The sequence below is a fragment of the Roseovarius arcticus genome (genome assembly GCF_006125015.1).
GTDB lineage: Bacteria > Pseudomonadota > Alphaproteobacteria > Rhodobacterales > Rhodobacteraceae > Roseovarius > Roseovarius arcticus.
Map to the genome: position 1 here is coordinate 3,382,269 of NZ_SZZN01000001.1, position 23,902 is coordinate 3,406,170.

The window sequence follows — 23,902 nt, forward strand, 5'->3', positions numbered from 1 at the left end:
CCCGCCGATAAATCGACAGGGCGCAGTTAAGGTGGTGCCTAGCGTCAGACCACAGGCACCGGCGGTGTTCATTAACCTTGGAGGAAACTTAGTTAGGGCGGTCTGCCATCTCGGCGCGGATCTGCTGGCGCAGAAGGTCGATCGGCACACGCTTGCCGTCTTTCTTGAAGTGCCAGTAGGTCCAGCCATTGCAGCTGGGCGCGCCTTCCAGATGGGCGCCCACCTGATGGATCGAGCCTTTGATGTCATCGCCGATGAGCGTGCCATCAGCGCGCACCTTGGCCTTGTGGCGCTGGTTCAGAGAATACAGCTCCTCGCCCGGTCGCAGCATGCCGCGCTCGACTAGCTGGCCGAATGGCACGCGCGGCTCGGCACGCTTGGACGTCGACACCTGCAGCGCCTCACGGTCAAATTTGCGCACGCCCTTCAGGCGCTTTTCTGCGACGGTGCGATACGCCTCCTCGCGCTCGATCCCGATATAGTCGCGGCCCAGCATCTTGGCCACGGCGCCAGTGGTGCCGGTGCCAAAGAAGGGGTCCAGAACAACATCGCCGGGATTTGTACTGCCGACGATGACGCGGTGCAGCAGGCTTTGGGGTTTTTGTGTCGGGTGGGCCTTGTTGCCGTCGTCGTTTTTGAGCCGTTCATGCCCCGTACAGATCGGCAGTACCCAATCGCTACGCATCTGAACTCCGTCATTCAGTGCCTTTAACGCCTCGTAATTGAACGTGTATTTCGCACCCTCGGATTTCGACGCCCAGATCATCGTCTCATGCGCATTGGTCAGGCGTTTGCCACGGAAGTTCGGCATCGGGTTCGACTTGCGCCAGACGACGTCGTTGAGGATCCAGTAACCGGCATCCTGAAGCGATGCGCCGACACGGAAAATGTTGTGGTAAGAGCCGATGACCCAGATGGCGCCATTGGGTTTCAGCAGGCGGCGCGCGGCGGCCAGCCATTCCCGCGTGAATTTGTCATAGACGGCAAAACTGTCGAACTGGTCCCACGCGTCATCGACCGCGTCGACCTGGCTGTTATCGGGCCGGTGCAGATCACCCTTGAGCTGCAGGTTATAGGGCGGATCAGCAAAGATCAGATCGACCGAGTTTTCGGGAAGCGAGTTCATCACATCGATGCAATCGCCGCTCAGGATCTGGTTCAAAGGGAGAGTCGGAGCCCCCTCAATCTTTGTCATCTTTGTCATATCATGCCTCTGTCCCGGCGCGTTTTTGCGCTCTGTCTGCTTGTGGACAAAGTTGGGCTAAAGGCGATTCGTGGTCAATTTCTTTTTTGAATCAGCATGTTAGTTATTTATCTTGATACAAGATGTTGTGGACGGGTTTGAACGAACGTCTATGGTGAGGGGTCACGCCCAGATTTTGGAGCGCCTCTTTGTGGCTTTTAGACGGATAGCCTGCGTTCGTCTCCCAGCCATACCCGGGATAGTGTTGCGCCAAATCCCGCATGACACAGTCTCGACATATTTTGGCCATGATTGAGGCCGCCGAAATCGACACTGATAGCGCGTCTCCCTTGATGATCGTGCGGGCCGGAATGGTCAGGCCGCGCGGAATCATATTGCCGTCGATCAGCGCCATGTCTGGGGTGCGGGCCAGACCGGCAACTGCCCGCTCCATCGCCAGATGCGAGGCGCGCAGGATGTTCAAGTCGTCGATCTCCTCCACGCTGGCATGGGCGATGCTGACCTCGGCTACGGCTGCGATAAGGTCATAAAGCAGCGCACGCTTTACCCCGCTCAACTTTTTGGAATCGTTCAATCCTTCGGGAATTCTCGCTGGGTCCAGCACGACGGCGGCGGCAGTTACCGGCCCGGCCAAAGGGCCGCGCCCTACCTCGTCGACACCTGCGATGATGTATGCGCCCGCAACGCGCGCTGCGTTCTCGTATGAATAGTCAGGTCCAGTCATGCCGGGCATGAAGCACGGCTGGCAGGCAAAGAAAAGGGGGCCCACTGATGGGCCCCCTTTCCTTGATGTCGTGCAACGAGGGCCTTAGTACCCAAAAGGCCGCGCGCTATAACCGCGCTGTTGCCCATGGCCATGGCGGCGCTCGACTCGCCGCTGATCGCGAACACCTTGGCGATAGGCGCGCTCTACCGCCGGGCGGCGCTGCTGATACGCGTAGGGCTGCTGGTACGCACGGCGCGGCGCAGCGCGATAGCTCTTTTTGGACCGATATCTGCTTGGGGCGGCGTGGCGTTTGTCTTTGCGGCTGTCGTGGACTGCGGCGCCAATAATCGCGACTCCGGCGATTGCAGCCAGCGCGCGTGCTAGATCACGATCACTTGCCTGCGCCGGGGCGGCGGTCATGCCAGTTACGGCGATTGACGCCGCGACGATGAATGAGATGAATTTGCCAGACATTTTATTGTTTCCTTTCGGGTGTGGCTCCTTGGTGGGTTTAAGATGGCCCCACGCGGCGCAGGCAAACAATATCACCTGAGTGTTATCCGATAACCAAGCCGCTGCGCGACAATGGATATTGAATAGCGGCGCGCGCTTCTCCATCGTGACGCTATGATGAAAATAATCACCCCACTGGCCTTAGTCGCCCTGCTTGCAACGCCCGCGAACGCGGCATGCATCGTTGAATACAAGGCCAAGCGGGACAACCCGCTGGAGCTATTCTATGCCACCGCCATGATCGACGGCGCTTGCACGGTTGCCGCGGCGCGCGCGCAACTACGGCGGCAGCTTGGCGCACAGGGCCTGACCCTGCTCAAGGTACTATCGGTGTCCGAGCAATGAACGGCGACATCATACTTGCCGCCGATGCCCGCCGCTCGGGCAGCCGCGTGGTAGCGCTGGGCGTCGCCTCAATCGTCGCCATATTGGCGCTGGCGGCGGTGCTGCTTTTTGTGACACTTCCCGATGCGGGCGCATTTAACGCAAGGGTCGAGCAGATCTTTGTAGAGAACGACGCGTTGACCAGCGACGGAGACATCAAGCTACTTGAAATCCTCGCCCTGTCTGGCACCGCCTTTAGTGAGACGCTGGTCAGCTACCGGATGGTGATCTTTGTGCTGCTGATTTTTAGTACAGCGCTACTGATCGCCGCGCTCGTCTTTCTTGTGATGCTGACGCTTCTCAATCGACGCATGGCTCAGATAGAGCGGTCCGGCATTCAGGTCAGCTCCCTGTTGATCAGCCGGGCCGAAAAATCGGTCTATCTAAACAATATGGGGTTCAAGCTGACCGATGCAGCGATCGAAACACTCTCGGTGCTGGCCGAGGCGCGAATGGATGGCGACATCCTGACCGGCGCCGAGATAGAGGGTATCGTGTCTGGCCGCGCCGCCGTCGATTGCGATGAAGCGGCCGGCGCCACGCGGATTAAGCGGCTGCGCGATACGCTGGGTAACCAGATGATTAGCGAACTGCTGGTCAAAAACATCGCGCGCCAAGGCTATGTGTTAGCCATCGACAAAGATGTTATCCGCGTGATTTGACTTACCGGTCAAAGGAAGGATTTCGCCTTCGGCGAGGATATTGGAAGCAAGAAGAAAAGCGGGGCCCCCATTCTTTTTGCTGAAAATATCCTGGGGGAGGCGCCCGAAGGGCGGCGGGGGCAAAGCCCCAGTGAATGACACTGATTAGCCTGCCGTCAGCGCTTGATCGCGAAACGCGCGCGTTGTTAGGATGAGGCCAGCTAGATTTTGCATTTTGCTCAGGGCGGCGTCCATATCAGCGGACGCAATACGATGCGCGGCTAACAGGTGACGCGCAGCGAAATCTACCTCGGCCACGCCTTCGGCCCCAGTCATTGCCGCGATTTGGAAGCTGGCGCGCAGCCAGATGCCGTCCATCACCGTGCGGAGTTGGAAGGCGATGCGAGGCGCGTCCGCGCCCGCAAGCGGATGTAGCGCACTCATCAAGTTGCTGCGCATGCGGGCATGCACAACCGTCTGAATACGCTGGCTTTGCCGGTTGTGCGGCACGTCCGAGCAGAGCGAAATCCACGCGTGGCAGATTTCCTGCTGGAACACTGGCGCCGCGAAATTACCGACGACGATGGCATAGAGCCGCTCAAGCGGGGTGTCTGCGTGGCGCAAAAGTTCAGTCACGCAGATGCGCAGGACGCTGTTTGCCTTGCGTTGAACTCCCTCGAAGAGGGCATCTTTGTCCTTGAAATGATGCAGAACAACGCCCTTGGACACGCCGGCGATCTTTGCCACGCGGTCCAGTGTAGTGCCACGGATGCCGTGGCGCACCAGTGCGTCGAACGCCGCCTGCGATAGCTCCGCACGCCTGATATCTCCGATGGATTGCCGTGCCATATGCCTGCCGTGTTGCTGCGCCGCCAGCTTAGCGCGGCAGCGGAGGGGTCACAATATTTACCTTTTGACTATAAAACTGACCGTTGGTAAGTATTTGTCTAACGCGCTCAGGAAAGGGATCATCATGCAGGCCGATTTTGTCATCATCGGATCGGGATCAGCCGGGTCAGCAATGGCGTACCGTCTGTCCGAGGACGGCAAGCACACTGTGCTGGTGCTGGAATATGGCGGTACCGATGCGGGGCCGTTTATTCAGATGCCTGCCGCGCTCAGCTATCCGATGAACATGAAGCGCTATGACTGGGGCTATACCTCTCAGCCTGAGCCGCACCTGAACAACCGCCGCCTTGCCGCGCCGCGCGGCAAGGTGCTGGGCGGGTCGTCGTCAATTAATGGGATGGTCTATGTGCGCGGCCATGCCCGCGATTTCGACCATTGGGAACAGGCGGGCGCTGCTGGCTGGGGCTATGCCGACGTGCTGCCTTACTTCAAGCGGCTGGAGAATTGGACCGATGGTGGCCATGGCGGCGATCCAACCTGGCGCGGCACCGACGGCCCGCTGCATGTGACGCGCGGGCCACGCGTCAATCCGTTGTTCGATGCATTTGTGCAGGCTGGCCGCCAAGCAGGATACGAGACGACAGACGACTACAATGGCGAGAAACAAGAGGGCTTTGGCCCGATGGAGCAGACCGTCCATCGCGGGCGTCGCTGGTCGGCCGCTAACGCCTATCTGCGGCCCGCGCTGAAACGCCCCAACTGCGACATACTGCGCTGTTTTGTCCGGCGCATCATCATCGAGGACGGGCGCGCGACAGGGGTCGAGATTACACGGGGCGGCAAGACCCAGATCGTCCACGCCAATCGCGAGGTGGTGTTGGCCGCGTCCGCTTTCAACTCGCCCAAGATACTGATGCTGTCGGGTGTTGGCCCTGCCGCGCACCTGGCCGAACATAGCATTGACGTAATCGCTGACCGCCCCGGCGTAGGTGGCAATCTACAGGACCATCTGGAGCTATATATACAGCAGGCCTGCACCCAGCCTATCACCCTCTTCAAGCATTGGAACCTGTGGTCCAAGGGCATGATCGGCGCGCAATGGCTGTTTGGCAAATCCGGTCTGGGCGCGTCGAACCAATTCGAGAGCGCTGCGTTCCTGCGCTCGCGGCCCGGCGTGGAATACCCCGACATTCAGTATCATTTCCTGCCAATGGCCGTCCGCTATGACGGACAGGCCGCCGCCGAAGGGCATGGTTTTCAGGCGCATGTCGGTCCGATGCGGTCCGCCTCGCGCGGACGGGTCAGTCTGGCATCCGGCGATCCGATGGCCGCCCCCAAAATCGTATTCAACTACATGTCGCAAGATGCCGATTGGGAGGATTTCCGCCGCTGCATCCGCCTTACGCGCGAAATATTCAGCCAAGCTGCGTTCGACGCCTATCGCGGCAAGGAAATCCAGCCGGGCAAAGACGTGCAGACTTACGACGAACTCGACGCCTTTATCGCAGAGCATGCAGAGAGCGCGTATCACCCCTGCGGCACCTGCAAGATGGGTGCGGCGGATGACCCGGACGCAGTGGTCGACCCGGAGTGCCGGGTGATCGGCGTGGACGGGCTGCGCGTTGCCGACAGCTCAATCTTTCCGCGGATCACGAACGGCAACCTGAACGGGCCAAGTATCATGACGGGCGAAAAGGCAGCGGATATGATCTTGGGCAAGCCACCTCTGCCCGCCTCGAACCAGCGCCCATGGATGCATCCGGGCTGGCGCGAGACGGTAAAGGCCGCAGAGCTAGCTTAGCTGGCGCCGCCTTTGGGCGGGCCAGTGCGGGGCTTACCGGCAGGCTTTGCGCCGGACTTGGCGGCGGGTTTGCCTCCCGGCTTACCAAACGGCTTCCCGCCGGGCTTGCCGAAAGGTTTCGCGCCGGGCTTTCCGGCAGGCTTGCTGCCCGGTTTGCTCGTGTATCCCTCGGCAGCCTTGGCAGCGGTGCGGGCGCGGTTTTTCTTGCTGGACGCCTTGCCGGTAGTCGGCGCACCGCCTTTGGTATAGCTATCGGGCTTGCCCTTGTATTTCGGCTTGGCCGCTGCGTCCGTTACGGCGCCATCACGGGTAAAATCAGGCTTCGGTCCCTTGCGGTGAGGGCTGCCGGCGGTACCTTCCTTGGGCTTCTTATGACGTGGCGCGGGGGCATCGTCATATTGGACCTTGGCGGTGCTTTTGGGTGCGGGCTTGGATGGCTTGGGCGCGCGGTCTTCTGGCGGCAAAATGGCGGGCAAATCGTCCAGCTGGCTGGCGGGCGGCGGGCCTTTCGGCGCGGGCTTCTTCCACTCCGGCTTGGGGCCGGTGCGGGGCTTACCATCGGGTTTGCCGCCCGGTTTGCCGCCGGGGCGCTGGGCCATGGCGGGCGGGGAGGACAGCTCCGCGACCTCTGCGCCATCCTCGACGCGCATTTTATCGCCGATGGACGCCTTGAAGCCTGCGGCGGCGGGCTTGCGCAATTCCACATAGCTCTCAGTATCGCCGATGCGGATCGCACCGATATCGTCGCGCGTGATGCCGCCCGCCTTGCAGAGCATGGGCAGCAGGCGGCGCGGCTCTGCGCCCTTGGCGCGGCCGCCTGATACAGAGAACCACACTGACGGGCCGAACGCGACTCGCGGCGCTGGTTTTTCGCCCGGATCGCCCAGATCCTCGGGCGCGGAGTGTTTGGCGTGGAACATGCGCAAGTAAGCGGCGGCGATCTGCTCGGGCTTGAAATGCTCTAGCAGCTTGGCGACGGGACCGGCCTCGGCGTCGGTGATCGCCTCTGACCATGCCTCGTCGTTCAGCATCCGCTCTTCGTCCTTGGCGGTGACCTCATCGGCCGAGGGGGCCGGGCCCCATTCGGCGCGCAGCTTGGCCCAGTTGAGGATGCGCTCGGCCTTTTTGCGGGCGACAGGCGGTACAACCAACACTGACACACCCTTGCGCCCTGCGCGGCCGGTGCGGCCCGAGCGGTGTAGCAGTGTCTCGTGGCTGCCGGGCAGTTCGGCGTGAACGACCAGATCCAGATTCGGCAGGTCAATGCCGCGCGCGGCGACATCCGTGGCGACGCAGACGCGGGCACGGCCATCGCGCATGGCCTGCAGCGCGTGTGTACGCTCGGACTGCGACAATTCGCCGGATAGGGCCACGACGGCAAAGCCGCGATTTGACAGGCGCGTAGTCAAGCGTGCGACCATTGCGCGCGTATTGCAAAACACGAGTGCGTTGGGCGATTCGTAGTAACGCAGCACATTGATGATGGCGTTCTCGCCGTCGCGGGGCGACACATTCAAGGCGCGGTATTCGATATCAGCGTGCTGGCCCGCCTCGGCGGCCGCGGTGCTGATGCGCACGGCGTCCTTTTGATAGCCCTCAGCAAGTTTGGCGATCGCCGCAGGGACCGTGGCCGAAAAGAGCAGCGTCTGGCGCTCATCCGGTGCCTCGCCGAGAATGAATTCGAGGTCTTCGCGAAAGCCAAGATCAAGCATCTCGTCGGCCTCGTCCAGAACCACGGCCCGAAGGGAGCCAAGGTCGATAGAGCCGCGCATGATGTGATCGCGCAAACGGCCCGGCGTGGCGACGACGATATGTGCGCCGCGCCCCAGCGCCTGACGCTCTGTTCGCATGTCCATGCCCCCAACGCAGGACGCAAGCACAGCGCCCGCGCCGGCGTAGAGCCACGACAGCTCGCGCTTGACCTGCAACGCCAGTTCGCGCGTGGGCGCTATGACCAGGGCCAGCGGTGCGCTTGCATTGCTAAACTTTTCGGCATCGCCCAGCAGCGTCGGCGCAATGGCAAGGCCAAAGCCCAGCGTCTTGCCCGATCCCGTCTGGGCCGACACCAGCATATCGGCGCCGGTCAGGTCAGGGTTCGTCACCGCTTGCTGAACAGGGGTGAGCGTGGTGTATCCACGGGCGGCAATTGCATCGGCGAGAGCTGTTTTCACGGGAGAGTTTTTCTGCTGTGTCAGGGGTGGGCGCACATGGCGGCGCCCCAAGGTGCGCCCTCTATACCCTTGGGGAACAGATGTATAGCGCCGCAGTCCTGCACGGACAGACCAAAGGGCACTGCGCGCGATATTGATCTGTTTTCTTAACGATATATTAGCAACGATCACTTTACTGTTAAAAAATGGGGCGGAACCGATGGCGCCCGGCACCTGTTGGATGCGCAATACGACCATTTTTGCGCCCGGTACTACCCGACCGCGGTCACCGCGCTCATAGACCGGATGAATGAGGTTAGATGATATGGATCCAGTGACAAAAAATCTGAAACGCGCTTATCGCGAGGTTGAGCCGCGCAATTTGCCCGACAAAATGGCAGACCTGCTGCGCAAGTTGCAAGAACAGGATGCTCAGGAGCGTGTTGGCGCAGCTAGCTGACGGCTAATGGGCCGCACATGCTTCCAAGATTTTTGCTGTTTTTACTCCATGCGAGTAGACAGCCAAAGCCTTGGATCAAGGAACTTCTGCAGAACCCCCCGCGTTGCGCTTGATTAGCGATGTATGAGGGACGCAATGGCCGGTACGGCAGTTTCTGGCGATGCGGATGAGGTGGACGGCACGTCTGAAATAACGGTGCTACTGACCGCGTCCGAAGTGTATCCCGTGATGGAGCGCGCCTTTCTGAACGCTAAGAAAGAGATTTCAGCCGGATACCGCGTGTTCGACCTAACGACGAAACTGCGCAGTGATGAAGGGCGTGCGATCGGGGACGACTGGTTCGACTTGATCACATACGTCTTGGCCAAAGGGGTCAAAATTACCTTTGTTCTGGCAGATTTCGACGCGGTTCTGGCACCGGAACTGCACACAGCTTCGTGGACATCCAGGCGCGCATTCGTTGCGGCGCGCGAGGCGGCAGGGCCAATTGCGGATCTGACCGTGACCAATGCTGCCCATTCGGCGCGGACGGGCCTGCTACCCCGCGTGTTTCTCTGGCCCCGCCTGATCAAGGAAATAAATAAGACGGCACGCAAACTGAATGAGATGTCCAGTTCAGCCCGGGCGCGCGCATTGGAATGCAGTCCAATGCTGCGCCCCCTTTTGCGCCGCACGGACGCGGACATTCTCAAAGCGCGCAGGTGGCCAGTACCTCCGCTGATCCCCGGCACGCATCATCAGAAGGTCTGCGTGGTCGACCAGCACACCGCCTTCATAGGGGGGCTGGATCTGGACGAGCGACGCTATGACGACAAACGCCATCAGCGCGTTCGAAACGAGACGTGGCAAGACGTGCAATTGAAGTGTACCGGCCCGATTGCTGGTGATTTGCACAGCCATCTGCAGGAATTTTTGGGTGTCGTTTCAGGAGCGCACCCGCCCGTCGCCGAGGGCCGCCTGCTGCGCACACTTTCGCGCAGACGCAAGCGGGACTGGCCATTTCTGGGGCCAAAACCGCTGGTTCATACAATTGCCGACGATCATCACCGCCTTATCGCGCGTGCACGCGGTCTGATATATTTTGAAACGCAGTATCTGCGCGACACCGATCTGTGCGGGCATCTGGCGCGGGCAGCCCGCGACAATCCGTCTTTGTCGTTGATTATCGTGCTGCCTGCCGCCCCAGAGGAGGTCGCGTTCTTTGGCGCCACCGGATCAGACGTACGCTATGGTGAGTTTTTGCAGGCAAAGTGTGTCGGTATGCTGCGCGATGCGTATGGCGACAGATTTACGATATGTTCGCCCGTGCGGCCCAAGTCGCTAGAGACGAAAGACCGTGACACGCTGTGCGGATCGCCTATCATTTACGTCCATTCAAAGGTGTCCATTTTCGATCGCGACCGTGCCATTGTATCGTCGGCCAACCTAAACGGACGCTCGATGCGCTGGGATACCGAGGCGGGCGTCATGCTGAACATTGAAGCGCAAGTTGACGAATTGCGCGAGCGCATCTTCCACCATTGGCTGGGTGACGATGCGGGGCCGGAATTCTTTGCCGCCGAGAGTGCTGCCGCCGTCTGGGCGGAGCGCGCGCGGCACAATGCCGAAATTGCGCCAGAGGATCGTAAGGGATTTTTGGTGCCCTACGACGTGCGACCCGCCAAGGCCTTTGGCCGCCGCCTGCCTGGCATTCCAGAGGCGATGGTTTGAAACCGGATTGAGAAACGCAACAACGCGGACATGACCGAACCTTTAGCTTGCGGTGGCGAACAACGGACGGACATAGTAGGTGGTCACTGCGGATCGCCTGTAGTCCCGCACAAATCGGGCGGTGGCATTGTTCATTGCTGATTGCGGATCGCCAGCGGTGTGGCCGGAATGATCGTTATCGCCATCCGCGCAGCGCGGGATATGTCTGTCAGAGCCAGGCAAGATCGCGATGCGGAACGGATTGCCCCGGCGGCGCGTTTGATAGGTGCGGCGCATTCTGCCTCGCTAAGTAATGGAAAAAGGGGCCCGACATCGACATTATCCGCATCATAGCCGCGATCTTATTGCCGCCTTTAGGCGTCTTTCTTCAGGTCGGACTAGGCAAGCATTTCTGGATCAACATCCTGCTAACAATCTTGGGCTACATTCCTGGCATCATACATGCCGTATACATTATCGGATCAAAGGGCCCAGGACGTGCGGCGTCCTGACGAGCTTGCGGGCGACACCAGCCCGGACGGGCCGCAACGGCGATCCGGCACCAAGATCTCGCAGGACTTGGACCGTATCGACCGGATGGCTCAGCTTATGGACGCCCAATTCAGACTGCCTGTCGTCGGCACGCGCATCGGGTTGGATGGGATAGTTGGGCTGGTTCCCGGCATTGGCGATCTATTGATGTTTGGTCCAGCCGTATGGATGATCACCAAAGGCTGGCAGCATGGCGCACGCAAGCGGACGATCCTGCGAATGATGGCCAACAGCGGCACGGACTTTGTTCTAGGGGCCGTTCCGCTGGTTGGCGATCTATTCGATATCGGGTTCAAGGCAAATATTCGAAACGCGCGTCTGCTGCGCCGCGACTTGGGCACCAGAGACCGCAGTTAGAGCTGCGTCATCCCATATACAACGGCGATGCAGATCAGAGCCGCGATCACCCATGCAATCCATGCGGTTCCTCCCACGCTGTCATTCGCGCTATCGCGGCGAGGCGTTTCTGCGCTGTTGATATAGCGCTGCGCTGGGTCCTCCGGCGCTTTGTCGGCTGGCAAATCTGAGACGGCGGACGCTCCACCACTTTCAGCGTCCGTCTCCATCGGTGCGGCGGCAGGTTCATCCTCGCGGCGTTCGTGATATGCCTCCAACATCTCGTCGCGCGCGCGGGGGGCAATATCGGGTCCGGCTTCGGTGTGCTTCGGGCCTCGATCTTGGGATTTTTCGTCGGACATATGCGGCTTCCTCTTGCGGTTAGGTTTGCACGACGTCCTGCACGAACGCGTTGAATAGCCAACCCTTTGCCAGCGTTAGTCGTTCCATGGCGCGTCGCCGTGCCGCAGCGCTCACGCGAATGAGATGCAGTTGTGACCAGCGCGCACCTTGCGAGGGCGAAAACCCCCTCCCAATTGACGCACATCCCTCTAACCAAGGAAATTTTAAATCATGAACGCCTATCCCAAACAGACCCGCCATCTGATCGGCGCTGCGACTGCCATCGGTCTTGCGTTGGCGATCCCGATGACTGGCATCGCGCAGCAAGAGCCAGCCGTCGCCGCCGCACCTTCTTCCTTTTCCGAGATTGTGCGTCAGAAGCTGCCGGCCGTTGTCGGCATCATCACCACAATGCCCGCGCAGAACGCGCCGCAGGGCGCAGTGCCGCAACTGCCACCCGGTATGGGCGATCTGTTCGGTGCACCGCGCGGCGCGCCAGTGCTCCAAGGTCCGGTGCAAGCGCTGGGATCGGGATTCATTATCACTGACGACGGCTATGTCGTGACAAACAACCACGTGATTGAGCAGGCCGCCAGTATCGAAGTCGTGCTAGAGGACGAGCGCCGTTTTGACGCCACCCTTATCGGCACCGACCCCGCGACTGATATCGCACTGCTCAAGATCGAGAGCGACGAGGCCCTGCCGCATGTCCAGTGGGGCTCGTCAGACGATCTGGAAATCGGCGACTGGACCATCGCCATCGGCAATCCCTTTGGCCTTGGCGGAACTGTCACGGCTGGCATCCTGTCTGCGCGCTCGCGTAACATCAACGCGGGACCCTATGACGACTTTCTGCAAACGGATGCGGCGATCAACCGGGGCAATTCGGGCGGGCCGCTCTTTAACGTTGCGGGCGATGTTGTGGGCGTAAACACCGCTATCGTATCACCTTCGGGCGGTAGCGTCGGTATCGGCTTTGCCGTGCCTTCGGCTGTGGCGCAGCGCATCGTAGCAGACCTGCGCGAGGATGGCGCGGTGGAGCGTGGCTGGCTGGGCGTCAGCATCCAGCCTGTAACAGATGACATCGCCAGCGCGCTGGGGATGGAGACTGCCGAAGGCACGCTGGTGTCGTCGGTGACACGGGGCAGCCCGGCCGAGAAAGCGGGGCTGGTACCCGGTGACGTGATCATATCGCTGGGCGGCGAGACGGTAGAGGACCCGCGCGATTTGTCGCTGGCGGTTGCTGATCTGGAGGTCGGATCGCCCACGCAACTAACCATCTTGCGCGATGATGCCCAGCAGGTGCTGGACGTGACCATCGGCCTGCATCCAAGCCAGAGCATCACCGAGGCCGAGGATACCGGCGCTGATGACGGCACGCCGCGTCTGGGCGTCTCTATCGCGCCGCTGGACGCCGCACTGCGCGCCCGTCTGGGCCTGCCCGAAGAGCTGAGCGGTATTGCGATCACAGGCGTGGAGCCCGGTAGCGCGGCCAGCACAGCGGGGATGCAACCCGGCGACGTTATCACCGCTGCTGCCGGCGACGAGGTCAGCGATCTGGACGGATTGCGCAGCGCCGTGAAAAGCGCGGCCGATGCGGACGAGCCATTGCTACTGCGGGTCTATCGCGGCGGTAACTATACCTTTGTCGCGGTTAAGCTCGCCGGCGAAGACGAGTAATCCAGCAGCACCGTCCGGCCCCCTATGTGGGCCGGGCGGCATCAATGACGATGTGTGCGCTGCGCACCGCTCGCAGTGATCGCGTCTAGGGCCAGCGTCTGGTCCATATGCCGCATTCGGTGCCGCAGCATCACACGTGCCATACGCGCCAGATCGGCGGCAAACTCGGGCCTGCCCGCTACATCCGTTGCCAGCCCGTCCTGCATCTTCAGCAACATCGGCGGCAGATCGGCGGCAAATTCGACCAGCGTCAGGCCTACTTCGCGCAGAATGGCGAGGTTCGATGCGCAAATATCGGTGCCCAACGCTACCTGCCACGGTGACGGCGCAAGCGGGTTGCCAAAATCCAATTCCGAAAACGAATGAGTGCGCCAATCTGCCGGAACCTCGCCGCGTAGCAGTGGCAAAAGGGAGCGTCCGTCCATCGAATTGGGCGGCACTGCCCCGGCCCATTCCAGGATCGTCGGTGCGATGTCGATGGACTCGGTCCATTGATTAATCTGCACGCCTCGCTGCGCATTGCCGGGGGCCCGCACGATCAAAGGCGTATGAAACGCCGCGTCATGCACATTCATCTTGCCCCACGCGTGGCGATCACCCAGCATCTCGCCATGATCGGCGGTCAGCACAATCAGCGTATCGTCATACTGGTCGCTAGATTTTAGCCAGTCGACCACGCGGCCAACGTGGTGATCGACCTCGGTGGCCAGCCCCAGGTAGACCGCGCGCAGCGCTTGCACAGTGGCGTCGGTGGTAGGCAGCTCGCCAAGGCCGTGCACCATGCTGGCAGGGGTGGCAGCTGCCAGCGACGGGATGAAAAATGGATGCTGTGCCATCTCATCTTCGGGCGTTGCTAACCGTCGCGGAAGGGGCAACGTGGCGGGATCGACCAAGCGGTTATACGGCGCAGGCGCGACCAGCGGGGGGTGCGGGCGGATATAAGTCAGATGCGCGCACCAGCCCTCATGCGTCCGGTCCGCCATGTGGCCAAGAAAGCTATCCGTCAGAAACGCCGTGTCGCTATCAGCAGCGGTATAGATCGCCGGATCGTCGATGCGCGGCGCGCAGCCCGGCTGGGCATTCGGCACGTACAGATCGGCATAGCTCGCAAAATCATAGCCCTTACCGCGCAGGTAACCGCGCCACGGCATCGACCGCTCTAGCCGCATTTCTACCACCTCGTCAAAGCCGGGCATCGGCATCTCGTAGCTGGTCAGCGCCGGATCACCGGACGGGTAGTTGCGCGGGTCGGGCGACGTATCGGTGTAACCAAACAGCAGCGGTAGGTGGCCCGTGCGGCGCAGTTCGGTGGCAAGGTTCGGCGTATCATGCCTGAGAGGCGTGCCATTGCGAACCGACCGATGGTTCATCGCATACTGCCCCGTCAGGATCGACGCCCGCGAAGGCCCGCACGGATTGGCGACAGAAAAGTGCCGCGTGAATGTCACAGCATCATCCATCAGCGCGCGCATGTTCGGCAAGCTGACATGCGCGGCCAGATCACCTATCAGGCAATCGGCGCGCAGCTGATCTATGACTATAAAGAGGATGTTCTGCCGCGCGCCCATAGCCTTATTCGCCTGTGCCTAGATTGGTCGGATCGAAAACACCGCCAAAGCCTGTCTTCGCCTTAGGTGGCGCGGGTTTGGGTGCAGTCCCGCCGCCCAAGTTGTTAGGATTGAAAACGCCGCCAAAGCTGGAATTTCCATTCTCCCCTTGCGGAGCTTGAGCGGGCGCCTCTGGCACCGGTTCGCGCGCTTCTCGGGCGGCGCGCAGGGCCTCAATGGCCTCTCGCGCTTTTAGTTGCTTGGCCGCACGGACGTCTGCCACACATTGCTGCGGGCTATAGGTCATCGCGGTCCCGACAACCGTAATGACGGTGATCGCAACCAGCACCAGCAAGATCGCGGCAGGATTGCCCGACAGGAACCGCGGCAGGTGCAGGCCGGATTTCGGTGTACTGACGGCTGCGAACCCTCCGCCAGCCAGCTGATTGCGTCTGATATTGGCCTCATTCGCTAACGCGGCAAACACAGTCAGCGCCACGATGATGAACGCCAGTGCCGAAATGGCGGGCGTGATGCCATAGCGCACCTTCTGGGCCAGCTCGATTGTCAGGGTTGGATATTCGCCAAATGTAAATGTGGTCGTGTTGTAATTCTCAAACGAGGCGAGGAAGGCCAGCACAGCCGCCGACGCGATTGCGGGCCGCATAAACGGCAACATGATCTTGCGAAACGCCTGCGCGTGGGTCGCGCCCAGATCAAGCGCCGCCTCGGTCAGGGACACGTCGTAGCGTTGCAGCCGCGCGACAAGGACCAGCATACAGTAGGAGGCGATGAACGTAGACTGGCCGATGATCGTGAGGAAAATGCCGTTGGACAAAAAGCCGCCCGGCTCCATTCCCAGCATTCGCGCGACGCGGTCCCAGAACACGAGGGTCGATATGCCCAGCACAACGCCGGGGATCAGGATGGGCGCAATGATGAGCGTATAGAAACTGGTGCGCATCTTGGGCCATATTTGCGTCAGCATCAGCGCCGCAGCGAGTCCCATAGCGACCGATAAGGCCACGGTGCCGACGCCCACAATCAGGCTGTTTTTGATACCGTTTAGGATACGCTCATCGCGGAACAGTGCGCCGAACCACTGAAAGGTCAGACACTCCCATGGGGTCATGCGCGGGAAGGAAGGCGAGTTGAACGCCGTGATCGACATGATGACAAGCGGGCCAAGGAGGTAGGCAAAAAAGAGTGCAAGGTAGAGCCAGAGGGAAATGCGTAGGAAGGACAGCTTCATTTGCCGATGTCCCCCATATTCACCTTAAAGAGGCGCATCGCGGCCATGACCAGAAGGATACAGGTGACCAGAAGGACCACGGCATAGGCCGCGCCTTGCGGCCAGTTACTGTTATCGTTGAACCACTGATAGATGATCTGCGTGAACCACAAACTGCTGGGCCCGCCCAGAATTTGCGGCGCAGCCAGCGCGCCGGCCGACAGCATAAAGACCATGGTGCAGCCGCTGCTGATGCCGGGTTTCGCGTAGGGGATGACAACGCGGCGGTGAATGCGCAGCCATGACGCGCCCATGTCGCGGGCGGCCTCGATCTGGTTTCGATCCAAGCTTTCGATCACGTTGTAGATGGGGAAAATCATCAGCAGGATGTAGGCATAGCCAAGGCCCGCATAGAGCGCGATGTCATTGCGAATGAAATCGTAGGGCGTATCAAAGATGCCAAGACCGACGAGCAGCGTGTTAAGCACCCCAGTCTGACCAAAGATGATGCGCAGGGCGAAGGCGCGCAAAATCTCGTTGATCCAGTAGGGGATGATCAGCATCAGTGCGAAGATCCGAACGTGGTTGCCCCGGCTTTGGCCCAGATAGTAGGCGATGGGATAACACAGGATCAGGTTGAATATCGTGATGCAGATGGCAGCCACGATCGTCCGGAAAAATACGCCTAGATCGACGTAGTTGTAGGCCGCGCTGGCACCCTCAGGGCCAAAAACGAGGTGGCGATAATTCTCCAGCGTATAGACATCGCGCGGACCGCCCATTTCGGGCGGCGGCAAATTGGGCCGGAACGAGAAATCCAGCATCGACAGCTGCGGCAGGATGATCAGTCCGATGGTCCAGAACAGGACAAGGCCCAACATCAGGCCGCCCATCAGGATCCCATTGCGCTTGAAAAATTCGGTCAGGAAGCGTGGCATGCGCGCCCCCTCATTCGGTCGCCATCGGCCCGGCGGGCATGGCGACGGCGTTGCGCATGTCATATTCCAGCGCGATGGTGCGGCCCTGCCGCGACTCGAATGACTGCCCCAGATTTGGGATCGCCACCTTGATTTGCTTGCCGAGGTCGCCCTCCATAAAGATGTTGAAGGCGCTGCCCTCAAACTCCTCGTTCGTGACGCGGGCAGTCACTTGCGTATTGCCGCCAGTCTGGGATTCGGCCAGTGAAAATGCCTCGGGGCGGATGAACAGCATAGCGTCATCTCCGGGCTTTAGCAGGCCCTGATTGGAAGGCGAGACACGCGCGACCAACTCGCCGCTGCGGTTGGTCGCGATCAGCGCCGTGTCGCCCGAGACAGTTTTGACCTTGCCGCGAAAGACGTTGTTCTCCCCAACAAACGACGCGACGAAGGGTGTGGCAGGATCGTTATAGACATCCTTGCCGGTGCCGATCTGGTCGATCACGCCGGCCTTCATGACGGCGATATGATCGGACATGGTCAGCGCCTCGCCCTGATCGTGGGTGATGTAGATAAATGTGATGCCGACGCGCTGCTGGATCTCGCGCAGTTCGGTGCGCATATGCTGGCGCAGCTTCAGGTCCAGCGCCGACAGCGGCTCGTCCAGTAGCAGGACGTCCGGCTCGGCGCATAGCGCGCGGGCGATGGCGACGCGCTGGCGCTGGCCGCCAGATAGCTCAGAGGGCAGTTTGTCGGCCTGATCGGACAGCGCGATCATGTCCAGCAACTCGTCCGCACGCTTGCGGCGGGCCTTGGCACTGGCGCCGGTGATTTCCATCGAAAAGGCGATGTTTTCCCAAACCTTCATCAGCGGAAACAGCGCGAGGTTTTGAAATATCAGCGCTGTCGGCCGCTTGTTCGGGCCGATGCCGCGCATCGAATTGCCCCCGATCAGAATGTCGCCCTCACTGGGGTCCAGAAAGCCGGATACCGCGCGCAATATAGTTGTTTTGCCGCAGCCTGATGGGCCAAGAAAGCTAAAGAATTTGCCCCCCTCGACCGCGACATTGGCATTCCTGACGGCAACGAAATCGTCAAACCGGATCCACAGATCCTTCAGCTCGACGCCAATCCCTCGGCTCATGCAAATTCCCCCTGCCGCGTGTGCCGCGGTCTGATAATTTGGATAGTTAGCGCAAAACGCCCCCCGGCACTGCCGAGGGGCGCCGCAGATTAAGCGCTGACGAAGCGGTTGACGAACTCGGTCCGCACGTCGGCGTACCAAGGTGCCTCGGCTGGCCATGGGTTCAGTTCGGCCAGACTGTTGCCGGGATATGCCTCGGCAAAGTTCTTCTTGTAGGCGTCGCCGGCAAATTCGTCCGCACCCAGAACAGGCGAGTTATAGCCATGATCGTCGATCGCCTTACCTGCCGGTTCCTTGCGGTAGGCGTAGTCAATAAAGGCATAGATCTGATCAACGTTTTCGGCACCAATGGGCAACGACATGCCGTCGACCCATGCCATTGCGCCCTCTTTCGGCGCTTGGTAGGTCACCGGCTCGCCCGCTGTTTTCAGCGCGAGGGGCGGTCCGTCCCATGTCTGGCCGACGATGACGCCCTCGTTTAGCAGGCCGTTTTTCTGGGTATCGGCGTCGTTCCACAGCAGCTTGATGCGACCCTTACGCTCGATGCACCAGTCCGAGATCTGGCTCCAGATCTTGCGCATCGTTTCCTCGTCCTCGTAGGCGGCCCAGACTGATCCCGGCTCCATCTCGCCCGACGCCTCCATATAGAGGCCGGCGCCCAGCATCATGGAGTGGGGGCGGCCCATCGTTTTGCCTGCGTTCGCCTCGGCCCAGATATCGCCATAGCTGGGTGCATCGCCTTCGGGCAGGAACTTGTCGGTGCGGTACGCGACACCTTCGGTGCCCCAGATATGCGGCAGCCAGTGAGAGCCAGTGTCATCAAAGTTCCACGCCGTTTCGCCGATCTGCGACATGGCGGGATTGACCGCGTCCATGTTCACACGGGTCAGATCAAAAGGCTGAAGCAGCTCAAGCGGCCCCCATTGCAGCGAGCGGTTGTTGGTGGGCGACACGATGTCAAAACCCTGACCCTTGGAGGCTTTCATCTTGTTGATGATCTCCTCGTTGGAGCCGATGCCAGTGTAATTCAGCTTGATCCCACTCTCTGCCTCAAAGCCTTCGATGAAGGCTGGCGGCAGGTAGTCGGACCACATCAGGATGTTCAACTCGCCCGACGAGGCGAGCGCAGATTTGCTGTATAGAGGCGCGGCGAGGGCGGCACCGCCCAGCGCGGCACCCCCGCGTAGAACGGAGCGGCGGCTAAGGCCATTGGTGATTTTCATAATTGTCTCCCTGTTTGGTTTTTTAATTCCGCGCAGTCTGCGCGCCATCGGATTCAAAAGCAAATCTTTGCGACACCAGTCACAAAACCTTTAACAAGCAGCTGGCATTGGGGCCGATGAAGGCTGGCGGCGTACGGACCTATTCTAGGCCGCGCGGCGTTGTTTACCAAGCGGTCCTAAAGCGATAGAATTAGGACCTGCGCCACCAGCCAGCCGCAGATGCAGCGCGGCACGCCACGAGGAGATTGACGATGACCGCGCATCCGGTACCGTCCCGCACACCCGGCCGCCCCCGCAAATTTGACGAGAGCGAAGCACTTGCCGCGATTATGAAACTGTTTTGGGAAAAGGGGTACGAGGCAACGGGGCTAAGCGATATTATCGCCGCGACGGGACTGGGAAAAGCCAGCCTTTATGCCACATTCGGAAATAAGCAGGCGATGTATCTGCGGGCGCTGGCAGCATTTGAGGTGCAGATGATCGACGCGGGCGCGCGCACTCTCGGCGATGGTGCTGCACCCGCAATGGACCGGATTGCTGCGTTTCTGGATGCGCCCATCGCGGCACGGCGCGACGCCAATGACTCGGCGGGCTGTTTTTTGTGCAACGCATCGGTCGACCGCGCCACGCTAGACCCCGACACCGCAAAAATTGTACAGCGCTGCTATGCGAAACTGGGCGACGCGCTGGAGCGGGCACTGGCCCAGATCATGCCCCAGGATGAGGCGCAGCGCCGCGCGAAGATGGTGCTGGCAGTTTATGCAGGCCTGCGTGTGATGGCCCGGTCCGGCATGGACATCGCTGCACTGGAGCAGGCGCGCGACGACGCGCTGCGCAGCCTTGGCGCAACCTAAAGGCGCTATTTCTCAAATAAACGCGCGGCGTCGAAAATCGCATCTAGCCGCTCGTACCTGTTCCGCGTCTGGGGCCAGTCGGCCTCTTGGACGGCGGCAATCAGCGCCTCCAGCAGCATCATGGTCGAGGTGTTGCTGTCCCATGCCGAGGGGATTTGCGTCCAGCAGTGAAAGGTATGCACCGCGTGCGCTGCCACCGGGCTGGCCCATTGATCGGTGATCAGAATGACGCGCACACCGCGATCCGTCGCCAGTTGCGCGAGGCGGAGCAGGTTCGTCTCGTACCGGCGCATGTCAAACAGCAGCAGGACGTCGCCCTCCTCCATGTCCAGCACGTAATGCGGCCATGTGGCCGAGCTGGAGGTCATGTGCGTAATGCGGCGGCGCACCGCCTGAAAATGGGTAAATGCATAGTCGGCCAGCGCGCGGCTAATCCGCCCGCCGACGACATAGAGGCGATGGTCGGTCCCCGCCAACATCTGCACCGCGCTATCGAATTGCGCACTGTCCACATTTGCCAGCGTCTGCTGGATATTGTCGCCAATGGCAGTAGCAAATCGATTCAGTAGGTGCGATTCCGGCACCTCGCTGGCCCATTGATCGCGCCGCTGTGTGGGGCCAGACGCCTTCGCCTCCAGCTCGGCCAATAGGGCCTGCTGGAATTGCGGATACCCTTTATAGCCCAGCTTTTGCACCAGCCGTGCCAGCGTGGGTGTCGACACGCCCGCATTTGCCGCGGCAATAGTGATCGAGGCAAGGCCGGCCGCGGGGTAATTATCCAGCAGCGCCTGCGCGAACTTACGCTCTGATATGGTCAGCGCGGCGTAGTGCGCGCGGATCGCCTCGCGGACTGTCGTGGCCGGTTTGGTCATGGGCCAGTCCCTTTGAAATATAAGCTGGAAAGATATTGACAGAAATTCCCCGGCGTGAAAACAATTTTTCAGAAGCGTGGGAGATGTCATGCCGGAAAAATCGCAGGATGAGGATGTAGTCGAAGTGATCGGCAAAGGCGCGCCCGGCGCCGCGCTAATCGTGTGCGAACACGCCTCGCACCGCATCCCTGCGCGCTATGACGGTTTGGGCCTAACCCCTGAGGCGGCTGTCAGCCATGCTGCTTGGGACCCCGGCGCGCGCGATCTGGCGCTGCATCTGGCGCAATCGCTAGAGGCGACGCTGATCGCCAGCACCGTCTCGCGGCTGGTTTATGACTGCAATCGCCCGCCCGAGGCCGCCTCCGCCATGCCCGAAAAATCCGAACTGGTTGATGTGCCCGGCAATGCCGGTCTAAGCGCCGCCCAGCGCGATGAGCGCGCAAGCACGATCTACCGTCCGTTTTGCAATACCGTCACCGCGCAGATTGCGGCGCGGAAGGATTGCGGCCAGCCGACAGCGCTCGTCACCATCCACAGCTTTACCCCCGTCTATTACGGCGATCCGCGCGAGACAGAGATCGGCATATTGCATGATACCGATACCGCGCTGGCAGATGCCATGCTCAAGGCTGCGGACAAGCTGCCGCGCCGCGCTGTTCACCGCAATCGCCCCTACGGGCCTGAGGACGGCGTCACCCATTCGCTGCAAATTCACGGGCTGGCAAACGGGCTGCCAAATGTGATGATTGAGGTACGAAATGACCTGCTGCAAACGCCCGAACAGATTGCCGCAATCGGCGACGAGTTGGCGCAGATGATTATTCCAGCGCTGATCCATCTAGGCCTGCAAACCCAAGGGAGCGCACATGCCTAAAATCATTCGCGGCTATGTGCACGGCGTCGACGCGATGAACCGCTTTGTCGGACGGATCGCGATGTATCTGATCTTTGTCCTCATCGGCGTGCTGATGTGGTCGTCCGTGTCCAAGACGTTTTTCGACCCTACTCTCTGGACGCTGGAGACGGCGCAGTTTGTCATGGTCGCCTATTACGTCCTTGGCGGGCCGTACTCGATTCAGATGGGATCGAACGTGCGGATGGATTTGTTTTACGGTGATTGGAGCGTCAAGCAAAAGGCGTGGATGGATGCCATCACAGTGCTATTCCTGATGTTTTATCTGGGCGTTCTGCTGTACGGCGCGATCAATTCCATCGCCTATTCGCTGGGCCACTTTGAGGGCGACCCGTACCATTTCTTTTGGACGTTGCTGACCACATTCGTCACCGAAGGGCCGAATGCGGCCAAGGATCTGATGGGCTTCATGGAGCGTAGCCCGACGTCGTGGCGGCCCTATATCTGGCCAGTAAAGGCCATCATGATCCTCGGCGTCACGCTGATGCTGCTTCAAGTTCTCGCAGAATTTTTCCGCGATATTGGCCGCATTCGCGGGGAAGAAATCTGATGCCATACGAGATGATTGCCATCCTGATGTTCAGCTCGATGATGCTGATGCTGCTGACCGGCCAGCGTGTGTTCGGCGCCATCGGCTTTGTGGCTGCGGTGGGCGGCATCCTGCTGTGGGGCACGGGCGGGGCTGACATGCCGTTTTCCGCCGCGATGAAACTCATGAAGTGGTACCCGTTGCTGACGCTGCCAATGTTCATCTTTATGGGCTACGTCCTAAGCGAGAGCCGGATTGCCGACGACCTCTACAAGATGTTCCACGTCTGGATGGGGCCTGTGCGCGGGGGGCTGGCGATCGGTACGATCCTTTTGATGGTGCTGATATCGGCGATGAACGGTTTGTCGGTGGCGGGCATGGCAATCGGCGCGACCATCGCCCTGCCCGAACTGCTAAAGCGCGGCTATGACAAGATCATGGTGACGGGCGTCATTCAGGCCGGATCGTCGTTGGGCATCCTCGTCCCGCCATCTGTCGTGCTGGTGCTCTACGCGATGATCGCGCGTCAACCGGTCGGCCAGTTGTGGCTGGCGGGCGTGATTCCCGGCCTGATGATGGCGACGATGTTCATCATTTACATCTATGTGCGTTGCCGGATGCAGCCCGAACTGGGCCCGCCCCTGGCACCGGAAGAGCGTAACGTATCGACCCGCGAGAAAATGCGCCTGCTGTCCGCTGGTCTGCTGCCGCTGATGATATTCGCCGTTATGATGGTGCCCTTCGTCAAGGGCTGGACCTCGCTGGTGGAAAGCAGCGCAATTGGCGCCATGGCGGCCTTCCTTGCTGCTGTAGTCAAAGGGCGCATGACGCGCGAAGTGTTCGAGAATTCGGTGCGCAACACGCTGGGTATTTCTTGCATGTTCATGTGGATCATCCTCGCCGCCCTCGGCTTTGGCGCGATCTTCGATGGGCTGGGCGCGGTCAAGGCGATCTCGGATCTGTTCACAACGCAATGGGGCCTCGATCCGTGGGTCATCCTGATCATGATGCAGCTAAGTTTTATCGTGATGGGCACGTTTCTGGACGATACCGCGATGCTGGTCATCGTCGCGCCGCTATACGTGCCGCTGGTCGGTGATCTGGGCTTTGATCTGATATGGTATGGCGTGCTTTATACGATCACCTGCCAGATCGCCTATATGACGCCGCCCTTCGGCTATAACCTGTTCCTGATGCGCGCCATGGCCCCGCCCGAGATTTCGATACGCGATATCTATCGCTCGATCATACCGTTCGTGGCCGTCATGATAGGTGCGTTGATCGCCGTCATGGCGTTTCCGCAAATTGCGCTGTGGCTGCCCAATCTCGTGTATAACTGACGCCAACCAGAACTCCGGCAAGCGG

General features: G+C 60.5%; 25 protein-coding genes. 12 read left to right on the forward strand and 13 right to left on the reverse strand.

Going from position 1 to position 23,902, the window contains the following annotated elements; translation table 11 throughout:
• Window positions 1-88 precede the first annotated feature (88 nt).
• The 3 genes from MK6180000_RS16190 to MK6180000_RS16200 form a co-directional block, all read right to left on the reverse strand.
• On the reverse strand, window positions 89-1,204 hold the full coding sequence (locus MK6180000_RS16190) for a site-specific DNA-methyltransferase (protein WP_138935670.1): 1,116 nt from the start codon (window positions 1,202-1,204) through the stop codon (window positions 89-91).
• Between the two features lie 103 nt (window positions 1,205-1,307).
• Complete coding sequence (locus MK6180000_RS16195) at window positions 1,308-1,928, reverse strand: ribonuclease HII (RefSeq protein ID WP_138936552.1); 621 nt, start codon at window positions 1,926-1,928, stop codon at window positions 1,308-1,310.
• Between the two features lie 84 nt (window positions 1,929-2,012).
• Complete coding sequence (locus tag MK6180000_RS16200) at window positions 2,013-2,384, reverse strand: hypothetical protein (protein WP_138935671.1); 372 nt, start codon at window positions 2,382-2,384, stop codon at window positions 2,013-2,015.
• Window positions 2,385-2,540: 156 nt separating this feature from the next.
• Between MK6180000_RS16200 and MK6180000_RS16205 the strand changes: the two genes are divergently transcribed.
• Both MK6180000_RS16205 and MK6180000_RS16210 read left to right on the forward strand, forming a co-directional pair.
• A complete protein-coding gene (locus tag MK6180000_RS16205; protein ID WP_138935672.1) occupies window positions 2,541-2,768 on the forward strand; it encodes a hypothetical protein in 228 nt (75 codons plus the stop codon).
• Complete coding sequence (locus MK6180000_RS16210) at window positions 2,765-3,469, forward strand: winged helix-turn-helix domain-containing protein (RefSeq protein WP_138935673.1); 705 nt, start codon at window positions 2,765-2,767, stop codon at window positions 3,467-3,469. The genes MK6180000_RS16205 and MK6180000_RS16210 overlap by 4 nt, the downstream gene beginning before the upstream one ends.
• A gap of 144 nt (window positions 3,470-3,613) precedes the next feature.
• Here MK6180000_RS16210 and betI read toward each other — a convergent pair whose 3' ends face one another.
• Window positions 3,614-4,297 (reverse strand): transcriptional regulator BetI, encoded by a 684-nt coding sequence (gene betI / locus MK6180000_RS16215; RefSeq protein WP_138935674.1) that lies wholly within the window; start codon window positions 4,295-4,297, stop codon window positions 3,614-3,616.
• Between the two features lie 124 nt (window positions 4,298-4,421).
• Here betI and betA point away from each other — a divergent pair, with 124 nt between their 5' ends.
• Window positions 4,422-6,098, forward strand: coding sequence for a choline dehydrogenase (gene betA / locus MK6180000_RS16220; RefSeq protein ID WP_138935675.1), 1,677 nt, complete (start codon window positions 4,422-4,424; stop codon window positions 6,096-6,098).
• On the opposite strand, the gene MK6180000_RS16225 is transcribed toward betA, so the two are convergent.
• Window positions 6,095-8,269 (reverse strand): DEAD/DEAH box helicase, encoded by a 2,175-nt coding sequence (locus MK6180000_RS16225; protein WP_138935676.1) that lies wholly within the window; start codon window positions 8,267-8,269, stop codon window positions 6,095-6,097. The two genes, betA and MK6180000_RS16225, sit on opposite strands and share 4 nt — an antisense overlap.
• Window positions 8,270-8,573: 304 nt before the next feature.
• Here MK6180000_RS16225 and MK6180000_RS20415 point away from each other — a divergent pair, with 304 nt between their 5' ends.
• Both MK6180000_RS20415 and MK6180000_RS16230 read left to right on the forward strand, forming a co-directional pair.
• Window positions 8,574-8,708, forward strand: a complete 135-nt coding sequence (locus MK6180000_RS20415) for a NepR family anti-sigma factor (RefSeq protein WP_171054665.1) — start codon at window positions 8,574-8,576, stop codon at window positions 8,706-8,708.
• Between the two features lie 135 nt (window positions 8,709-8,843).
• Entirely contained in the window at window positions 8,844-10,418 is a 1,575-nt protein-coding gene (locus MK6180000_RS16230) for a phospholipase D-like domain-containing protein (RefSeq protein WP_138935677.1), read from the forward strand.
• A 42-nt stretch (window positions 10,419-10,460) separates the two neighbouring features.
• On the opposite strand, the gene MK6180000_RS16235 is transcribed toward MK6180000_RS16230, so the two are convergent.
• Window positions 10,461-10,694: a hypothetical protein gene (locus tag MK6180000_RS16235; protein ID WP_138935678.1), complete on the reverse strand. Its 234-nt coding sequence runs from the start codon at window positions 10,692-10,694 to the stop codon at window positions 10,461-10,463.
• A 35-nt stretch (window positions 10,695-10,729) separates the two neighbouring features.
• On the opposite strand from MK6180000_RS16235, the gene MK6180000_RS16240 reads away from it, so the two are divergent.
• Both MK6180000_RS16240 and MK6180000_RS16245 read left to right on the forward strand, forming a co-directional pair.
• Window positions 10,730-10,909 carry a YqaE/Pmp3 family membrane protein gene (locus tag MK6180000_RS16240; RefSeq protein WP_138936553.1) on the forward strand — a complete coding sequence of 60 codons (180 nt, stop codon included), beginning with the start codon at window positions 10,730-10,732 and terminating at the stop codon, window positions 10,907-10,909.
• Window positions 10,896-11,306 (forward strand): DUF4112 domain-containing protein, encoded by a 411-nt coding sequence (locus MK6180000_RS16245; RefSeq protein ID WP_246040555.1) that lies wholly within the window; start codon window positions 10,896-10,898, stop codon window positions 11,304-11,306. The genes MK6180000_RS16240 and MK6180000_RS16245 overlap by 14 nt, the downstream gene beginning before the upstream one ends.
• Here MK6180000_RS16245 and MK6180000_RS16250 read toward each other — a convergent pair.
• Window positions 11,303-11,647, reverse strand: a complete 345-nt coding sequence (locus MK6180000_RS16250; protein WP_138935680.1) for a hypothetical protein — start codon at window positions 11,645-11,647, stop codon at window positions 11,303-11,305. The genes MK6180000_RS16245 and MK6180000_RS16250 overlap by 4 nt on opposite strands.
• A 211-nt stretch (window positions 11,648-11,858) precedes the next feature.
• Here MK6180000_RS16250 and MK6180000_RS16255 point away from each other — a divergent pair, with 211 nt between their 5' ends.
• Window positions 11,859-13,307 (forward strand): Do family serine endopeptidase, encoded by a 1,449-nt coding sequence (locus tag MK6180000_RS16255; protein ID WP_138935681.1) that lies wholly within the window; start codon window positions 11,859-11,861, stop codon window positions 13,305-13,307.
• Window positions 13,308-13,348: 41 nt separating this feature from the next.
• Here the strand turns inward: MK6180000_RS16255 and MK6180000_RS16260 are convergent, their stop codons facing one another.
• The 5 genes from MK6180000_RS16260 to MK6180000_RS16280 all read right to left on the reverse strand — a co-directional run bounded on the left by MK6180000_RS16260 (window position 13,349) and on the right by MK6180000_RS16280 (window position 19,369).
• The gene (locus MK6180000_RS16260) at window positions 13,349-14,875 is read right to left on the reverse strand and encodes a sulfatase-like hydrolase/transferase (protein WP_138935682.1); all 1,527 of its coding nucleotides are present in this window, start codon (window positions 14,873-14,875) and stop codon (window positions 13,349-13,351) included.
• Between the two features lie 4 nt (window positions 14,876-14,879).
• Entirely contained in the window at window positions 14,880-16,106 is a 1,227-nt protein-coding gene (locus MK6180000_RS16265; RefSeq protein ID WP_138935683.1) for an ABC transporter permease, read from the reverse strand.
• A complete protein-coding gene (locus MK6180000_RS16270) occupies window positions 16,103-17,023 on the reverse strand; it encodes an ABC transporter permease (RefSeq protein ID WP_138935684.1) in 921 nt (306 codons plus the stop codon). The genes MK6180000_RS16265 and MK6180000_RS16270 overlap by 4 nt, the downstream gene beginning before the upstream one ends.
• A gap of 10 nt (window positions 17,024-17,033) precedes the next feature.
• A complete protein-coding gene (locus MK6180000_RS16275; protein ID WP_138935685.1) occupies window positions 17,034-18,146 on the reverse strand; it encodes an ABC transporter ATP-binding protein in 1,113 nt (370 codons plus the stop codon).
• Window positions 18,147-18,235: 89 nt separating this feature from the next.
• Window positions 18,236-19,369: an extracellular solute-binding protein gene (locus MK6180000_RS16280; protein WP_138935686.1), complete on the reverse strand. Its 1,134-nt coding sequence runs from the start codon at window positions 19,367-19,369 to the stop codon at window positions 18,236-18,238.
• A gap of 251 nt (window positions 19,370-19,620) precedes the next feature.
• Here MK6180000_RS16280 and MK6180000_RS16285 point away from each other — a divergent pair, with 251 nt between their 5' ends.
• Complete coding sequence (locus MK6180000_RS16285) at window positions 19,621-20,223, forward strand: TetR/AcrR family transcriptional regulator (RefSeq protein ID WP_138935687.1); 603 nt, start codon at window positions 19,621-19,623, stop codon at window positions 20,221-20,223.
• A 5-nt stretch (window positions 20,224-20,228) separates the two neighbouring features.
• Here MK6180000_RS16285 and MK6180000_RS16290 read toward each other — a convergent pair whose 3' ends face one another.
• Window positions 20,229-21,095, reverse strand: coding sequence for a MurR/RpiR family transcriptional regulator (locus MK6180000_RS16290; protein ID WP_138935688.1), 867 nt, complete (start codon window positions 21,093-21,095; stop codon window positions 20,229-20,231).
• Window positions 21,096-21,183: 88 nt separating this feature from the next.
• On the opposite strand from MK6180000_RS16290, the gene MK6180000_RS16295 reads away from it, so the two are divergent.
• From MK6180000_RS16295 to MK6180000_RS16305, 3 genes are read left to right on the forward strand one after another with little or no spacing between them, the layout of a single operon-like run.
• A complete protein-coding gene (locus MK6180000_RS16295) occupies window positions 21,184-21,969 on the forward strand; it encodes an N-formylglutamate amidohydrolase (RefSeq protein ID WP_138935689.1) in 786 nt (261 codons plus the stop codon).
• The gene (locus tag MK6180000_RS16300) at window positions 21,962-22,558 is read left to right on the forward strand and encodes a TRAP transporter small permease subunit (RefSeq protein WP_138935690.1); all 597 of its coding nucleotides are present in this window, start codon (window positions 21,962-21,964) and stop codon (window positions 22,556-22,558) included. The genes MK6180000_RS16295 and MK6180000_RS16300 overlap by 8 nt, the downstream gene beginning before the upstream one ends.
• On the forward strand, window positions 22,558-23,877 hold the full coding sequence (locus MK6180000_RS16305; protein WP_138935691.1) for a TRAP transporter large permease: 1,320 nt from the start codon (window positions 22,558-22,560) through the stop codon (window positions 23,875-23,877). Before MK6180000_RS16300 ends, MK6180000_RS16305 begins: the two co-directional genes overlap by 1 nt.
• The last annotated feature ends 25 nt before the right edge of the window (window positions 23,878-23,902 follow it).

Excerpts from the sequence above, each read along its gene's own strand:
- MK6180000_RS16305 (WP_138935691.1), top strand. The coding sequence starts at position 22,558 with ATGCCATACGAGATGATTGCCATCCTGATGTTCAGCTCGATGATGCTG.
- betA (WP_138935675.1), top strand. The coding sequence starts at position 4,422 with ATGCAGGCCGATTTTGTCATCATCGGATCGGGATCAGCCGGGTCAGCA.
- MK6180000_RS16195 (WP_138936552.1), bottom strand. The coding sequence starts at position 1,928 with ATGACTGGACCTGACTATTCATACGAGAACGCAGCGCGCGTTGCGGGC.
- betI (WP_138935674.1), bottom strand. The coding sequence starts at position 4,297 with ATGGCACGGCAATCCATCGGAGATATCAGGCGTGCGGAGCTATCGCAG.
- MK6180000_RS16290 (WP_138935688.1), bottom strand. The coding sequence starts at position 21,095 with ATGACCAAACCGGCCACGACAGTCCGCGAGGCGATCCGCGCGCACTAC.
- MK6180000_RS16270 (WP_138935684.1), bottom strand. The coding sequence starts at position 17,023 with ATGCCACGCTTCCTGACCGAATTTTTCAAGCGCAATGGGATCCTGATG.
- MK6180000_RS16205 (WP_138935672.1), top strand. The coding sequence starts at position 2,541 with ATGAAAATAATCACCCCACTGGCCTTAGTCGCCCTGCTTGCAACGCCC.
- MK6180000_RS16285 (WP_138935687.1), top strand. The coding sequence starts at position 19,621 with ATGACCGCGCATCCGGTACCGTCCCGCACACCCGGCCGCCCCCGCAAA.
- MK6180000_RS16230 (WP_138935677.1), top strand. The coding sequence starts at position 8,844 with ATGGCCGGTACGGCAGTTTCTGGCGATGCGGATGAGGTGGACGGCACG.
- MK6180000_RS16280 (WP_138935686.1), bottom strand. The coding sequence starts at position 19,369 with ATGAAAATCACCAATGGCCTTAGCCGCCGCTCCGTTCTACGCGGGGGT.
- MK6180000_RS16250 (WP_138935680.1), bottom strand. The coding sequence starts at position 11,647 with ATGTCCGACGAAAAATCCCAAGATCGAGGCCCGAAGCACACCGAAGCC.
- MK6180000_RS16200 (WP_138935671.1), bottom strand. The coding sequence starts at position 2,384 with ATGTCTGGCAAATTCATCTCATTCATCGTCGCGGCGTCAATCGCCGTA.
- MK6180000_RS16300 (WP_138935690.1), top strand. The coding sequence starts at position 21,962 with ATGCCTAAAATCATTCGCGGCTATGTGCACGGCGTCGACGCGATGAAC.
- MK6180000_RS16260 (WP_138935682.1), bottom strand. The coding sequence starts at position 14,875 with ATGGGCGCGCGGCAGAACATCCTCTTTATAGTCATAGATCAGCTGCGC.
- MK6180000_RS16210 (WP_138935673.1), top strand. The coding sequence starts at position 2,765 with ATGAACGGCGACATCATACTTGCCGCCGATGCCCGCCGCTCGGGCAGC.
- MK6180000_RS16235 (WP_138935678.1), bottom strand. The coding sequence starts at position 10,694 with ATGCGCCGCACCTATCAAACGCGCCGCCGGGGCAATCCGTTCCGCATC.
- MK6180000_RS16275 (WP_138935685.1), bottom strand. The coding sequence starts at position 18,146 with ATGAGCCGAGGGATTGGCGTCGAGCTGAAGGATCTGTGGATCCGGTTT.
- MK6180000_RS20415 (WP_171054665.1), top strand. The coding sequence starts at position 8,574 with ATGGATCCAGTGACAAAAAATCTGAAACGCGCTTATCGCGAGGTTGAG.
- MK6180000_RS16295 (WP_138935689.1), top strand. The coding sequence starts at position 21,184 with ATGCCGGAAAAATCGCAGGATGAGGATGTAGTCGAAGTGATCGGCAAA.
- MK6180000_RS16190 (WP_138935670.1), bottom strand. The coding sequence starts at position 1,204 with ATGACAAAGATGACAAAGATTGAGGGGGCTCCGACTCTCCCTTTGAAC.
- MK6180000_RS16255 (WP_138935681.1), top strand. The coding sequence starts at position 11,859 with ATGAACGCCTATCCCAAACAGACCCGCCATCTGATCGGCGCTGCGACT.
- MK6180000_RS16265 (WP_138935683.1), bottom strand. The coding sequence starts at position 16,106 with ATGAAGCTGTCCTTCCTACGCATTTCCCTCTGGCTCTACCTTGCACTC.